At 73.3% G+C, this 13,924-nt stretch carries 11 protein-coding genes; 4 read left to right on the top strand and 7 right to left on the bottom strand.

What is annotated here, in order from left to right; genetic code table 11:
• Positions 1–533, bottom strand: a 533-nt coding sequence (locus tag B4E97_RS08730; RefSeq protein ID WP_286959547.1) for a transposase, incomplete at its 3' end; no start/stop codon positions are given.
• Between the two features lie 93 nt (positions 534–626).
• Complete coding sequence (locus B4E97_RS08725) at positions 627–1,097, bottom strand: hypothetical protein (RefSeq protein ID WP_286959545.1); 471 nt, start codon at positions 1,095–1,097, stop codon at positions 627–629.
• A 171-nt stretch (positions 1,098–1,268) separates the two neighbouring features.
• On the opposite strand from B4E97_RS08725, the gene B4E97_RS08720 reads away from it, so the two are divergent.
• Positions 1,269–1,604, top strand: coding sequence for a hypothetical protein (locus B4E97_RS08720; RefSeq protein WP_286959543.1), 336 nt, complete (start codon positions 1,269–1,271; stop codon positions 1,602–1,604).
• A 91-nt stretch (positions 1,605–1,695) separates the two neighbouring features.
• On the opposite strand, the gene B4E97_RS08715 is transcribed toward B4E97_RS08720, so the two are convergent.
• The gene (locus tag B4E97_RS08715) at positions 1,696–2,244 is read right to left on the bottom strand and encodes a hypothetical protein (RefSeq protein ID WP_286959542.1); all 549 of its coding nucleotides are present in this window, start codon (positions 2,242–2,244) and stop codon (positions 1,696–1,698) included.
• A 289-nt stretch (positions 2,245–2,533) separates the two neighbouring features.
• Here B4E97_RS08715 and B4E97_RS08710 point away from each other — a divergent pair, with 289 nt between their 5' ends.
• Together B4E97_RS08710 and B4E97_RS08705 are read left to right on the top strand one after the other, a co-directional pair.
• Positions 2,534–3,031 carry a type IV toxin-antitoxin system AbiEi family antitoxin domain-containing protein gene (locus B4E97_RS08710; RefSeq protein ID WP_286959540.1) on the top strand — a complete coding sequence of 166 codons (498 nt, stop codon included), beginning with the start codon at positions 2,534–2,536 and terminating at the stop codon, positions 3,029–3,031.
• Positions 3,032–3,129: 98 nt separating this feature from the next.
• Complete coding sequence (locus B4E97_RS08705) at positions 3,130–4,176, top strand: fatty acid desaturase family protein (RefSeq protein WP_286959539.1); 1,047 nt, start codon at positions 3,130–3,132, stop codon at positions 4,174–4,176.
• Here the strand turns inward: B4E97_RS08705 and B4E97_RS08700 are convergent.
• The 4 genes from B4E97_RS08700 to B4E97_RS08685 form a co-directional block, all read right to left on the bottom strand.
• Positions 4,106–6,070, bottom strand: coding sequence for an alpha/beta hydrolase family protein (locus B4E97_RS08700; RefSeq protein WP_286959538.1), 1,965 nt, complete (start codon positions 6,068–6,070; stop codon positions 4,106–4,108). The two genes, B4E97_RS08705 and B4E97_RS08700, sit on opposite strands and share 71 nt — an antisense overlap.
• The gene (locus B4E97_RS08695) at positions 6,052–7,836 is read right to left on the bottom strand and encodes an N-acetylglutaminylglutamine amidotransferase (RefSeq protein ID WP_286959536.1); all 1,785 of its coding nucleotides are present in this window, start codon (positions 7,834–7,836) and stop codon (positions 6,052–6,054) included. The genes B4E97_RS08700 and B4E97_RS08695 overlap by 19 nt, the downstream gene beginning before the upstream one ends.
• Positions 7,836–10,505, bottom strand: a complete 2,670-nt coding sequence (locus B4E97_RS08690; RefSeq protein ID WP_286959534.1) for a carboxylate--amine ligase/circularly permuted type 2 ATP-grasp protein — start codon at positions 10,503–10,505, stop codon at positions 7,836–7,838. Before B4E97_RS08690 ends, B4E97_RS08695 begins: the two co-directional genes overlap by 1 nt.
• Before the next feature lie 78 nt (positions 10,506–10,583).
• Positions 10,584–10,757, bottom strand: a complete 174-nt coding sequence (locus tag B4E97_RS08685; protein WP_156911132.1) for a hypothetical protein — start codon at positions 10,755–10,757, stop codon at positions 10,584–10,586.
• Between B4E97_RS08685 and B4E97_RS08680 the strand changes: the two genes are divergently transcribed.
• A complete protein-coding gene (locus tag B4E97_RS08680; RefSeq protein ID WP_156911133.1) occupies positions 10,756–13,893 on the top strand; it encodes a hypothetical protein in 3,138 nt (1,045 codons plus the stop codon). The two genes, B4E97_RS08685 and B4E97_RS08680, sit on opposite strands and share 2 nt — an antisense overlap.
• Positions 13,894–13,924: the final 31 nt, after the last annotated feature.

The raw sequence follows: 13,924 nt of genomic DNA, 5'->3' as shown, positions 1-13,924 counted from the left end.
CACACGTACACGTAGTCGGTCTCGGAAAGGGACCGCTTGTGGAACGCGACTGCCTCGTCTTGCCAGTCCTTCGTCAGGCGGGTGATCGTGGCCGCGGACAGGCCCGCACCGGAGCCGAGGAACTGGGTCAGCGCGGGGCCGAAGTCGCCGCTGGACAAGCCATGCAGGTACAGCAGCGGCAACACCTCAGCCACCTTCGGCGACTTCCTCGCCCAGGCCGGCAAGATCGCCGAGGAGAACCGTTGCCGTTGCCCGGTGCTCGGGTCGACCCGCTTGTCGTTGACCCGCGGTGCACGCACCGGGACCGCGCCCGCCGCCGTGGTGACCTCTCGAGGCTCGTGATGGCCGTTTCGGACCACCAGCCGCCGACCCGCCTCGTCGAGCTCGTCGACGAACGCGTCGATGTAGGCGGCGACCTCGGCCTGCAACGCGACGGCAAGCATCTGCCGAGCGCCGTCCCGGACGATCTCATCAAGCAGCGACCCACCGGCCGACTCGTTGGACACCTCGACGTCGTGGACTACCTTGAGCATGAGCGCACCTTCCCGAACCAGCGCGCCAACGCCGGTCCAGATCAGAGTTCTGTGACTACGAGATCTTCCTCGGGAAGGTGCGCTCCATCGCGTTCACCCCGCCGAGGACCATCCACAGGTTCTGATCATTGCTCGCTCCGTGATGTCCCCGATCCAGAGCCGGTTCGGCCCGTCGGCGCTGAATTCGTGCCGGGTGCGGCCCTTCTCCTCGGTGATGGCGCAGAGGTCGTCGTGGACCGGTGGTCCGGGCTTCTTGGTGCCGCTCTTGCCCTTCCCGAACACTGACCCCCAGCCGTTGCTGGAGCAGATCTTCCACGCGGTGCGTGACGTCATCGGCTCGCCGGCGTCGCGGGCCTCGTCAACGAGGAACCGGTAGCTGAACTCGGGGTCGTCGCGGTGGGCGTCGAACAGGGCGTTGGCGCCGTAGGCCTCGTCGAGTTCGGCGGTCGTGATCGGGTTCTTGAGCCAGCGGTAGTAGGGCTGGCGGGCGATCTTGAGCACCCGGCACGTCACCGTCCTGGGGATCCCATCGGCGGCAAGGTCGCGGACGAGCGGGTAGCTCATTTTCCCGGCAGATGAGCCTGGGAGAAGTAGGCCGCGGCCCGCCGCAGGACCTCGACTTCTTGTTCACGGGTCTTGATCCGCTTCTTCGCTTCCCGCAGCTCAGCCGTCTGCACGGCGGTGGTCCCGGGGCGTTCACCGTCTTCGGTGCCTGCCGCACGCGAGTCACTGCTCGTGGGCGACGCCGTGATCGTCGGCTGGCCTAACGCCGATGGCGAGAGTACGGATGTTCCGGAGGCGGTGCTGCGGCTGATGACGGAGCCCATCGAGCACGGCCTCACGGTCAGGCTCGATCAGGGGCTCGCTCGCGATGCGGACCCTCTGAGCAAGCTGGCGCAGATCGTCTTGCCTCTGGCGTCCGGAGATCCGAGCGTGCTTATGTCGTCCGCGCGCTTCGCGAGCTTCTTCGACGCGCTGGCGTGGGCTGTGGTGCTTCAGGAGCGCTGGCCGGGTGCCGAGCGCATCGAAGTTGTGCCGATCGTAGATGGACGGCCGCGATCAGGCCTGTGACCCGTCGCCGTCGCGCCTCACCGCAGTCCGACCATATGGCGGCATCGACTGGATCGAGTGCTTCGGCGCTCTCCGGTCGGTGCCGCCTTCTTCACGTCGCCCGAAGCCATCCCAACGAGCTGATCGCCTGCGCGAACCGCTCGCGGAAGCGGCGCTGCTGGCCGCTCCCCGGGAACGGGACGAAGTCATCGTGAAGCACCGGAAGGCCGGCGTCGCGCATGGGTGCGTTCAGCAGCTCGAAGACATTGCGCTTCACCAAAACGATGCCGTCCGGCTTCAACGACTCAGCCTCGTCGACGGTCGCCTGGATGTTTCGGCGGAGCGCAGCCGCTCGTTCCCCTGCCCCGTGATAGTTCACCGGTTCGGCCGCCAGGTCGATGAGGAAGACGCCGTCCGCCTTGAGCTGCGTCAGCCAGGGCGTCTTCGCGTTCGGGCCGCTGGTGAGTGATGGATCGTCGTACAAGGCGCGGACAACTTCGCGGAAGAGACTGTCCTTCGAGGTCAGCGTCTCGTCGTAGAAGAAGCGACGGTTGGTGAGGTCGCCTCCGTCGTCTGGCGCGCTCTCGGCGATGAGAAGCAGGCGAACGTGCTCAGGTCGCCAGCGCGCCCGGCGCTCGGCGTACCAGGGGTCTTCGCTCATCGTCTGATGGTGACATGCCAGCCGGGCAATGACTATGGCTCTCGCCTCATCGCTCAAGCGGCTCCACTTGCGGCGAGGCTGCGGCGCGTTCCGAGTGGCCTCGTTCCTGGCGTCGCGACGCGCCCGGATCTGGCGCAGATCCGCCGTCCTTACCCCTGTTAGCGAATTAGTGAAACAGAGGTGGACAAGGCCGACCACAAGGTCCCGGGAACGCTAAGTTCCCGGGACCTTTGTCATTGGAGTGTCTCTGCGCACGTCCAGGCTCAGCCGGCATGGCCTGGAGCAGCTCGTGGCCCAGGCGGAGTTTGAACGCGTTGCGCCAGGCGCCTTCATCCGGACAGGGCTGACGGATGACACGACCGCCGCTCTGATCGCCGCGACCGCGAAGAAGCCGCAGGCCACCATCTGTCTGCTGTCCGCCCTGTCCATCCACGACCTGACGGACGAGATCCCCATGAGGAGCGACATCGCCCTGCCGCGGGGCAGCCAGCCCCCCAGGATCACGATCTCGCCGGTGCGCTGGCACCGCTTCGACCCGGCCACCTTCGAGGTCGGCCGGACCCAGCATCCGCTGCCCGGGGGCGGGTGCATCGGGCTGTACTCGCCGGAGCGCACGATCCTCGACGTCTTCCGGTTGCGCCACGACTGGGGTGCCGACCTCGCTCACGCGGCCCTCAGACGATGGCTGGCGCGTGAGTGCAGCAGCCCAGCGACGTTGCTGTCGATGGCGGAGAGCTTCCCCAAGGCCCGACCGGCCGTCCGGACCGCGCTGCAGGTCCTGCTGTAGCGCCCGGTGGTCGGATCTGAGGGGGTCGGAGGTGGGGATAGGGCATCCGTCCGATATGGGGGCCTACCTCAGGAGCCCAGTGTGGAGGTGTCGGAAGGATGGGCGACACCACCCGAGAAGGGCACCGTCATGAGCGTCTACGGACACGAGTACATCGATCAACACCGAGGTGGAGTACCGCCTGGAGCGCGCTGGGGTCGGCCGGGGCAACCCCGGGCTGGGCGGGAGCGGCGCGTGGGCCGGCATCCGGTCAGGGTTCTTGGCCCGGCGCCGGGAGCACCAGACCGCTGCCGCGGCCGGCGCCGCAGCAGCTGCTGCCCCCGCCTCGCCACTGCCCTCGGCAGATCTTCGTCACGGGCGCCGCCAACGAGGGGGCCGCGCGCCTGGTCGCCACCCTGGTCGTGGGCCTGAGTCACGGCTGGTGGAGGCGCAAGCACTCCCGCCACCACGCCAACCCCAACAAGGTCGGGGCGGACGAGGACATCCGGCCCGGCGTCCTGCTCTTCACCCCCGACGACGTCGCCCGGCGCAGGGGCCTGAGCGGCTGGCTCACCGCTCGCCAGGGGTGGCTGTTCTTTCCCCTGCTCACCCTCGAGGGCCTCAGCCTGCACGCCGACGCGGTCCGCACCGTCGTCCAGGACCGCGAGCTCAGCCACCGCGGCACCGAGGCCGTGCTCCTGACGATCCGGCTGGCCGTGCTCCCGGGCCTGGTCCTCACCCTGCTCGGGCCGGGCCTGGGTGCAGCCGTCCTCGCCGTGCAGCTTGCCGTCTTCGGCGTCTACATGGGCGCGACCTTCGCCCCCAACCACAAGGGGATGCCGCTGGTCCCGCGGGACGCCAGGATCGACTTCCTCTCCCGCCAGGTCCTGACCTCGCGCAACATCCGCGGCGGCCGGCCGGTGGACTGGCTCATGGGCGGCCTCAACCTGCAGGTCGAGCACCACCTGTTCCCGAGCATGCCGAGCGGCAACCTGCGCCGGGCGCAGCCGTTCGTCCGCGCCCACTGCGCCGAGCACGGCGTCCCCTACACCGAGGCCGGGCTGCTCGAGTCCTATGGCATCGTCGTGCGGCACCTCAACCGGGTGGGGCTGGGTGACCGGGACCCGTTCGCCTGCCCGTTCGTGACGGCGCACCGGCAGGGCTGACCGCCGCGGCGAAGGCCGCCAGCGTCCAGTCCCGGACCAGCTCCGCCGCCGCGCGACGCCGGGCGGGCTGGACGATCTCGTGGCCCTCGTCGGGCACGATCTCGCAGCGCGCGGTCCCGCCCGCCGCCTGCACTGCCTCGGCGAGCTGCTGCGACTCGCTCGGCGGGACGTTGGTGTCGTGGGCGCCGTGCACCAGCAGCACGGGCGCGTCGAACCGGTCGGCCAGCCGCAGCGGCGAGATGGTCCGCAGCAGCTCGGCGTCGTGGACGGGGTGGCCGTACTTCGGCAGGGCGGCCCGCGCGATCCACGGCTCGGTGGTGGCGTAGAACGTGCCGAGGTCGCTCATCCCCGCGATGCTCGCCCCGGCTGCGAAGAGCCCGGGTCGAGCCGCCAGGCACGAGAGGGTCAGGTAGCCGCCATACGACCAGCCCACGCACGCCACCCGGTCCGGGTCGGCGAGGCCGCGCGCGACGAGGTCCGCCACGACGTCCTCGACGTCGTCGACGCCCCGCCAGCGCAGACCGACGTCGTCGGCGTGGGAGTAGGCCCGCCCGAAGCCTCCCGACCCGCGGACGTTGGGGGCGCAGACCGAGATGCCGGCCCGCAGGAGCACGGGATACAGGTGCGACCAGCCGGGCCGCTCCTGGCCCTCGGGCCCGCCGTGCAGGTGTATGACGACCGGCCCGCCCCCGTCGACCGGGCGGTCCTGCGCCGGGTGCCACCAGGACGACACCTCCGTGCCGTCACGCGTCGTGGTGCGAAGCAGCTCCGGCAGGACGGCCTGCGGGTCGCGGGTGGCGCCCTCGACGTCGACCCACGCCTGCGAGACCCAGCTGCGGGTGCGCAGGTCGAGGATCTCGACGCACCGGTCCCGGTCGGGGCTCTCGACCGTCAGGGCCAGGATCGAGCCGTCGGCGCTGAGGCTCGGCTCGGTGGCGACCCAGCCGGGCAGGGGGATGGCCTCGTGGACGGTGCCGTCGACCAGCTCGACGAGGGCGAGCTCGCTGCGGCCGCCGTCGACGTTCCACAGGACCGCGGCCCGGGTGCCGTCCTCGCTGACGCAGAACTCCTCGACGTCGGCGTCCGGACGAGCCATCAGGACCCGCTCCGAGACGCCGCGGCCGGTCACCGTGAGCAGCGCCAGCCGCTGCCGGTCGCCCCCGACGTCGGTGCGGACCACGACGCGCAGGTAGCCCTCGCGGCTCTCCGACGGGCACGAGGTGTGCGGGGGCAGCCGCTCCGACCAGCCCGATCGTGACGGCAGGCGCCGGGGACGGTGGTCGTCGAGGATCGCGGCGGCGTCCGTGACCGAGCCGGGGTCCGGGCGCAGCAGCGCGGTGTCCTCGCCGCCCCACAGCAGGCGCAGCGACCGGTCGCCGCGCCCGCCCACCCGCACCAACGACGCGCCGCCCCACGAGTCGACGAACCGGCCCTCGGCCCGCCGGTCGACGACCTCGACGCCGAGCGTCTGCGGGTCGACCAGCCGAGACTCGCCGGAGCCGTCCTCCAGCTCGGCGGTGACCTGGATCCGCGTGCCGTCCCAGCCGACGAGCTCCGCCGACCCGTCGCGATCGTCGTCGGCGCGCCACGCCTGCGGGTCGCCGGGGTCGGTCGTGACGACCCACACCTGGGAGCGGTCCCCGCCATACGGCGCGACCTGGCAGGCCAGCCACAGACCGTCGGGAGAGTGCCGCACGCGGGTGACCGGTCCGTCGACCGGCAGCCGGACGGGCCGCCAGGTGCCGGCGCGCGCCCCCTCGAGGAAGCGCTGCACCGCTCGGGGATAGCCGTCGACGTCGACGACGTGCGCCAGGGCACGGCCGTCGGGGGCGACGGACGCCCCGTGGGTGGGGCGGCCGGAGAGCTCCATCACCGTCAGAAGGTCTGGAGCCACAGCTCCAGGGTCACGAGCTGCCACAGCTCGTTGGAGCCGAGGGTCGTGCGGGTCGTGTTGGGATCGGCGAGCAGCCGGTCGAGCACGTCGGCGTCGAAGACGTGGCGGTCGAGCGCCGCCGACGAGCCGAGGGTGTCGCGGACCAGCTCGAGCACCTCGCCCTCGAGGTGGCGGATGCCGGGGACGGGGAAGTAGCCCTTGGTGCGGTCGATGACCTCGACCGGCAGGATCGACCGGGCGGCGTCCTTGAGGACCCCTTTGCCGCCCCCGGCGAGCTTGAGCTCGGGCGGGCAGGAGCCGGCCAGCTCGACGAAGTCGTGGTCGAGGAAGGGCACCCGGCCCTCCAGGCCCCAGGCCATCGTCATCGTGTCCACCCGCTTGACCGGGTCGTCGACCAGCATGACCTGCGTGTCCAGGCGCAGGGCGGCGTCGACGGAGGTGTCCGCGCCGGGATCGGCCTGGTGGGCGGCGGCGAAGGCCCAGCTCGGGTCGTGGTCGAGGCGGTAGTCCGGGTGCAGCAGGGCACCCACGGCGTCGTGGCTGCGGTCGAAGAAGACCCGGCGGTAGGCCTCGGTCGTCCGGTCGCGGGGGACGTCCAGGAGCGGGGGGTACCAGTCGTAGCCACCGAGCACCTCGTCCGCGCCCTGGCCCGACTGCACGACCTTGACGTGCCGCGAGACCTCTTGGGAGAGCAGGTAGAACGCGATGCAGTCGTGGCTGACCATCGGCTCGCTCATCGCCGCGAGGGTGCCGGGGACGGCCGGCAGCAGACGGCTGGTGTCGACGTGGATCTTGTGGTGGTCGGTGCCGTAGCGGGCGGCGATCAGGTCGGAGTAGGAGTACTCGTCGCCGGACTCGCCCCCGGCCGAGTCGAAGCCGATGCTGAAGGTCTGCAGGTCCTGCTGCCCCTGCTCGGCGAGCAGCGCCACGACCAGGCTGGAGTCGAAGCCGCCGGACAGCAGCACGCCCACGGGCACGTCGGCGACCATGCGTCGCTCGACGGCGGTGCGCAGGGAGTCCAGCAGCGCGTCGCCCCAGTCGCGGGCGTCCCAGTCGGCGCGGTCCTCGCGGCGGGTGAACGACGGCTCCCAGTAGACGCGGTCCGTGTAGCGGCCGTCGGGCTGGTAGGTCCGGACGGTGGCCGGCGGGAGCTTCTGGATGCCGGCGAACATCGTGCGGGGCGCGGGCACGACGGAGTGGAAGGACAGGTAGTGGTGCAGCGCGACCCGGTCCAGCGACACGTCCACGTCGCCGGCGTCGACGATCGCGCGCAGCGACGAGGCGAAGCGCAGCCGGTCGCCGCGGCGCGAGAGGTAGAGCGGCTTGATCCCGAGCCGGTCCCGGGCCAGGGTGAGCACGCCGGTGTCGACGTCGGTGATCGCGAAGGCGAACATGCCGGTCAGGTGCTCGACGCAGTCCGGCCCCCAGCGGTGGTAGGCCTTGATGATCACCTCGCTGTCGGCGTGCGAGAAGAAGTGGTAGCCGTGACCCTCGAGCTCGGCGCGCAGCTCCTGGTAGTTGTAGATGCAGCCGTTGAACACCATCGACAGGCCGAGCTCGGCGTCGACCATCGGCTGGGAGCCGCGGGGCGACAGGTCGATGATCGACAGGCGCCGGTGCCCCAGGGCGACCCGCCCCTGGGCCCAGACCCCGCCGTTGTCGGGACCGCGCGCGACCATCGCCTCGGTCATCGTCTCGACCGCCGCGACGTCCGCGGGCCGAGCACATCGCTCGCCGAACCTGACCTCACCGCAGATGCCGCACATCAGCGCTCCTCCCCGTCCGTCATGATCCACGTGTCCTTGCTGCCGCCACCCGCCGAGGAGTTGACGATCTTGCTGCCCTCGGCCCCGGACCGGCTCAGCGCGGCCGGCATCGTGATCGCCTCCGTCTCGCGGGTGCCGCTGCGCCGTCGCAGGTGCACGAACACCCGCAGGTCCACGTGCCGCGGCCGCAGGGCGTTGCCATCGAAGGTCGGGTGCGTGGACAGGTCGACCAGCTCCTGCCCGATGTAGCGCTCGGGGTTGGCGAGGATCTCGCGCCGCCGCTCGGCGACCTGGGCGGACGTGGCGTCCGGCCCGATGAGCACCCCGAGCCCGCCGTGCCCGTCGATCGGCTTGGTGACGAGCTCGCCCAGGTGGTCCAGGACGTGCTCGCGGGAGTCCGCGTCGGCGCACAGCCAGGAGGGGACCTGGTCCAGGATCGGCTCCTCGCCCAGGTAGTAGCGGACCATGTGCGGCACGAAGGTGTAGACGGCCTTGTCGTCGCCCACCCCGTTGCCGAGGGCGTTGGCCAGCGTCAGGGTGCCCCGGTGCAGCGCCTCGATGACCCCGGCGCGCAGGGGCTGGCCGTCGCGGCCTCCCGCCGACAGCAGCAGGTCCTCGTCCATCCGCAGGTAGGCCACGCGCACCTGGGCCGGTCGTCCGGCACGCTGCCGCATGAGTCGCCCGTCCTCGAACCACACCTGGCTCGGGGTGAGCACGTCGACGCCCATGGCCTCGGCCAGCCCGGTGTGCTCGGGCCACGCGGAGTCGGTGGGGCCCGAGGAGAGGATGGCGATCTCGCCGGGCTCGGCGGCGCCCCCCTGCGCGGCGGCGGACAGCGTGTCGCGCAGCAGCTCGGGGACGGGACGGACGGGCCGTATGCCGCGGGGGAACACCTCGGGCACGAACCGGCGCATCAGGGCGCGCGCCGCGATGGCGTAGCCGACCCCGGAGGGCACGCGCAGGTTGTCCTCGAGCACCCGCCAGCGTCCGGGTCCGTCGCTGACCAGGTCCAGGCCGCTGACGTGGTTGCGGACGCCCGGCCCGCCGAGGCGCCCGCTGGAGCGGTAGCCCGGCGCCCGGTCCAGCAGCTCGCGGGGCATCACGCCGTCGGCGAAGATCGCGCCCTCGCCGTAGCAGTCGCGCAGGAAGGCGTCGAGCGCCCGCGCCCGCTGCTCGCCGCCGGCGCTGATGTGCTCCCAGTCGGACGCGGACACGATCCGGGGGATCAGGTCGACGGGGAAGACCTGGGGCTGCGGCTGGTCGCGCAGGCGGAAGGTCAGGCCGTCGGCGCGCTGCAGGTCGACGATCGCGTAGTCGCGCTGGCGCAGCCCCCGGGTCCCCAGCCGCTGGAAGGCGGCGACCACGTCGGCATACGGCGGGCGCGGTGCACCGGACTCGTCGACGGCCTCGTCGTAGGCCGCGGGGGCCGCCCCCTCGCGGGGCCGGTAGGACTCGAGCAGGTCCTCGGTGCCGTCGACCGGGGCCGCGACGCCACGGGCGGTCTCGGCGATGAGCTGGTCGACGACGTCCGTGAGCCGGCCCCGGCGGCGGCGTGCCCGGCGCTGGCGGGCGGCGGAGCTGCCGCGCAGCAGGGCGGCGGTGGTCAGCCCGTCGACGAGCTCCCAGTCGCCGTTGGCGCGCAGCCACGGCTCCAGCGAGGCGACGAGGTCTCGGATGATCTCGGGGGCCGGGGCGGTGCGGCCCGAGCGCAGGTCGACGAGGTCGCCCTCGAGCCCCGAGCGCGCCGCCCGCCAGGACGCGGCGCGGCCGACGACGGGGGCCAGGTCGAGCGGGGGGACGCCCGCGGCGATCGTCTCGACGGCCCGGTCCACCATGGCCCGGAACAGGCCGGCGACCAGCACGATGGTGTCGGTGGAGGGGCAGCTGTCGCAGATCCGCAGCTCGATCGTGCTGATGCGCGCGGCCGGCCGGACGTCGAAGTAGATCATCCCCGGGTCGCTGATCACGCCCGTGTCGACGAGGTTGGCCACCAGCCGGTCGAACTCGGCGGCGGAGCGGGCCCCGCTCGACAGGCCCGTCGTGGGCCAGCGGCTCCACACCAGGCTCCGCACGCTGGCATAGCCCGTGTCGTCCCCGTCCGACCAGTAGGGGGAGGACGCGGACAGCGCCAGCAGCGGGGGCAGGTCGGGGGCCACGTGCTCGGCGACCAGGCAGGCCTCGTCGAGGTCGGCCACGTCGACGTGCACCTGCGAGCCGCAGATCAGCTGCTCGCGCGTGAGGAGCTGGTAGTCCGCCAGCATGCGCCGGTAGCGCGGGGTCTCGGTGACGTCGATCTCGTCGGGCACCAACAGCGGCAGGGAGCCGGCCGCCACGATCCCCAGCCCCAGCGGCGTCGCCGCCTGCACCAGGCCCTCCCGGCAGCGGAGCAGCTCGTCGCGCAGCTCGTCCAGGTCGGTGACGACCGCCGAGTTGACCTCGACGACGCACTGCTGGAGCTCGGCGACGTACTCCGTGCGGTCGGCCAGCGCCTCGAGCAGCTCGGGGGCCTTGGCGGCGAGCCGGCGCGTGGTCAGGTCGACGACGTGGAACTCCTCCTCGACCCCGAGCCTGCGGATCGGCCGGGTCCGCGGCTGCGACGTCTGCGTCGTTTGCGTCGTCTGGGGGGACTGCCGGGTCTGGGCCTGCCCGCTGGATCGTGCCCTGTCCATGGCGTGAGGCTTCCACGCTCATGTTGCGGGCGCGTTGCGAAATCGTGTCGGCCTGCGTCCCTCGTGCGCCGTGCCCGCTCAGGCCGGCCGGTCGAGGGCACCGAGCTTGGCCGGGTTGCCGTGGAGCTGGACGGTGCGGACGAGTCCGTCGCGCACCTCCAGGACCAGGCAGCGCAGCGACCCGTCGGCGGCGCTGAAGACCAGGGCCGGGCCACACGGCGGGCGCGAGGGTGTGTCGGCAGGGGCTGGCATGATGCAGGGACCGACGCGACGGTGCGTCGGGTTCGGGGAGGACGTCATGCGGTCGCTCGGGGTGCTGGTGGGGCTTGCGCTGCGCCGTGTCCGCCATCGCCCTGCCGCCGTGCTCGCCGTTGCGCTGTGCACCTTCGTCGCGTGCCTGGCCGCCGCGACGGCGCAGGTCCACGCGGACTCCGCGGACCGGGCCGCGCGCACCTCGGCCCTGCGGCAGGCGCCGCTGGACGACCGCTCGGTCGTCGTGAGCGGCACCGTGTCCCGAGGGCTGGCCGAGACCGACGCCGTGGTGCGGTCCGCCGCCTCACGCATCCCGGGCGCCCAGGTGTCCCGGTGGGTCACCTCGTCCGGCTACGCCGTGGCGGGCGCCGCCGCCAACCTGCGGGTGGAGCTGGGGCACGCCCCGGGCGCCGTCGCGAGCAGCACGCTGGTGAGCGGGGCCTGGCCCACCTCGGACGGCGACGTCGCGGTCCCGCAGGTTGCGGCCGAGCGTCTGGGGTGGCGCGTGGGGCAGACCCTCGCCCTCAGCCGGCTGGTGGCCACGCAGGCGGACCCACCCCGCCTGCGGATCAGCGGCACCTACCGGACTCGAGCCACCGACACCCCAGGGTGGGCCGACGACGCGCGCCGTGGGGCGGGGATCAGCGAGGGCGACTTCCGCACCGTGGGGCCGCTGCTGGTCTCGGGCGACACGGTGCCCGCGCTCGGCGCAGGAGCGACGGCCACCTGGCGGATCGTGCCTCCTGCGGACGCGTCGGGGCTGGAGCCGCCCGTGCGTCACGCCGTGGCCGCGCTCGAGCAGGCGCCCCTGCTCGACGGTTTCGCGGTGCGGACCGGACTGCCGGCGACCCTCGAGCGGGCCGTCGCCGACGGTGTCCGCACGCGTGCCGCCATCGCCGGACCGACGGCCCTGCTCGTGCTCGTCGCCCTGGTGGGGCTGGGGCTGACGGGCCTGCTGCTCGGGGCGGTCAACGAGCGGGGCGACCGGCTCCTGCGCACTCGTGGCGCGTCGCCCGGGCAGGTCGGGGTGCTGGCCGGGCTGGCGGCCGCCGCCGTGCTGCCCGCCGGTGTCCTGGCCGCGCTGCTGGCCCCTGTGCTGGCGCGCGTCCTGCCGGGGGCCGACCGGGTCGAGCCCACCGTCATGACCTGGGTCGTCGCCCTCGGGGCCACGATCGCGGCGATGCTGGTCGTCACCCTGACGGCGCTGGCCGGCTCGGTCGGGGGTCACGGTCGCACCTCACGCATGATCGACGCCGTCCTGCTGCTGCTGGCGGCCCTGGCCTGGTGGCGCCTGCGGGGAGCCGGGGACGAGCAGCGCGCCGATGCGCTGTCCGTGGTCGCGCCCGCGCTGGTGGTCCTCGGGCTCGCGCTCGTGGCGATGCGCCTCGCCCCCGTGCTCGGCCGACTCGTCGCGCGCGCGGCCGGGCGATCTCGTGGCCTGGCTGCCGCCTGGGCCGCGTGGGGCACCCGTCATCCCTCGCCCGAGAGCCTCGGCACCCGCCTTCTCGCCGTGGTGACGGCCGCGGTGGCAGCCCTCACCGTCACCCAGCTGGCCAGCAACGACCAGCTGATCCAGGACCGGGCGGTGCGAGAGGTCCCGGCGCCCGTCGTGGTCACGTTGGCGCCCGACGCGGGCCACGCGGCCGAGGTCGCCCGCGGCCTGGGCGGGACGACGACCTCGGTGTGGTCCGAGCAGGTCACGGGAGTCGGCGGTGCCGAGGCGACGCTGCTCGGCGTCGACCTGAGCGACGCCGTGATCGCCGACCCCACCTTGGTGCCCGACCCCGCCGGCGCGCGCGCCCAGCACGACACCTGGCAGTCGACCCTCCACGGCCTGCGAGCCGCCCCTGCCCCGCCCCCCGTTCCTGCGATCCCGTCGACATCCTCGGCCACGACCACGTCTGCACCATCGGCCACCACGTCGGCGGCACCGTCGGTCCAGCCCACCGCGCCCTTGTCCGCGGGCGCGCCCTCTCCCGCGGGCGCGCTCACCCTCGAGGCCACGGTCGTCGGCACCCTGGAGTCGCTCGAGGACAGGTCCGGCCTGCCCGAGCTGCAGCTGTTGCTCGACGACGGCGAGGGCTACCGCCACGCCCTCGCGCTCACTGCCGGGACGCCGAGCACCCAGGTCAGCTATCGCGGCACCCTCGGCACCGGTGTGGGGCGCGCTGTCCCCGAGCCGCTCGAGCTCGTCTCCGCCACCATGCTCTATCCCCCTGCCGACATGACCCTCCGTTCCCTCACCGTCCGCCGGCCGGACGGGTCGCGCACCTCCCTGCTGCCCGCTCCGGTCCCGCTGACCACCACGACCGAGGGCAGCCGAGGCCTGAGCGCCGAGGCGGTGGTGGCGAAGCCGCGCGTCGACCCGGTCCCCGCCGTCCTCTCGCGCGGACTCGCAGAGGCCCTCGAGGCCCGGCCGGGGCAGACCGTCGAGCTGCCGGTCGCCGGTCGCACGGTCCGGTTGCGCGTGACTCGGGTGGTCGACCGGGTCCCTGGCCAAGGCGATGCGCAGCGCGCTGCTCTGGTGGACCTGCGGACGCTGCAGACCACGGGTGCCAGGGGGAGCTCCGGGGCCGACCTCCTGCTCCCACCCCTCGAGCCCGGGCAGGTGTGGGGGACGCGCGTCCCCGACCCGGCATCCGCGCCGCAGGCCGGGCAGGGCGGGGTCCTCACCGTCGCCACGCAGGCCGAGACGCTCGCCCGACTCCGCTCCGACGTAGCCCCCGCTGCCCTGCGGGGTGTGCTCGCCCTGCTGCTGACGGCCAGCGCAGCGCTCGCGGTCGTCGCGGGTCTCGCGGGGACGGCGGCGGCGGCCCGGGCCCGCCAGCGCGACCGGGCGGTCCTCCACGCGCTCGGGGTGCCTGCCGCGCTGCTGCGCCGATCCGTGTGGGGGAGCGAGCTCGCCCAGGTGCTCGTCGCGGTCCTGACGGGCACCGCGGTCGGGCTGCTCGCCGCCGTCGTCGTCATCCCCGCCTGGTCCGTCGAGGGGGCCGGCACCACTCCCGTCGTGCCCTGGGGCCAGGTCGTCGCAGCGGCCGGTGCGCTGGCGGCCGCGCTGTGGCTGACCGGGCTGCTCGCGCTGCGGCCGCCGGCGCGCAGCTGGTCGAGCCTGCTGCGCGAGGGGGACACGGCATGAGGCGGCCAAGCCTGCGGGGCAGAGGGGGAGA

It is taken from the genome of Arsenicicoccus sp. UBA7492 (assembly GCF_002479615.1).
Taxonomy (GTDB): domain Bacteria; phylum Actinomycetota; class Actinomycetes; order Actinomycetales; family Dermatophilaceae; genus Arsenicicoccus; species Arsenicicoccus bolidensis.
This window is presented reverse-complemented; position numbering and strand designations above follow the sequence as displayed.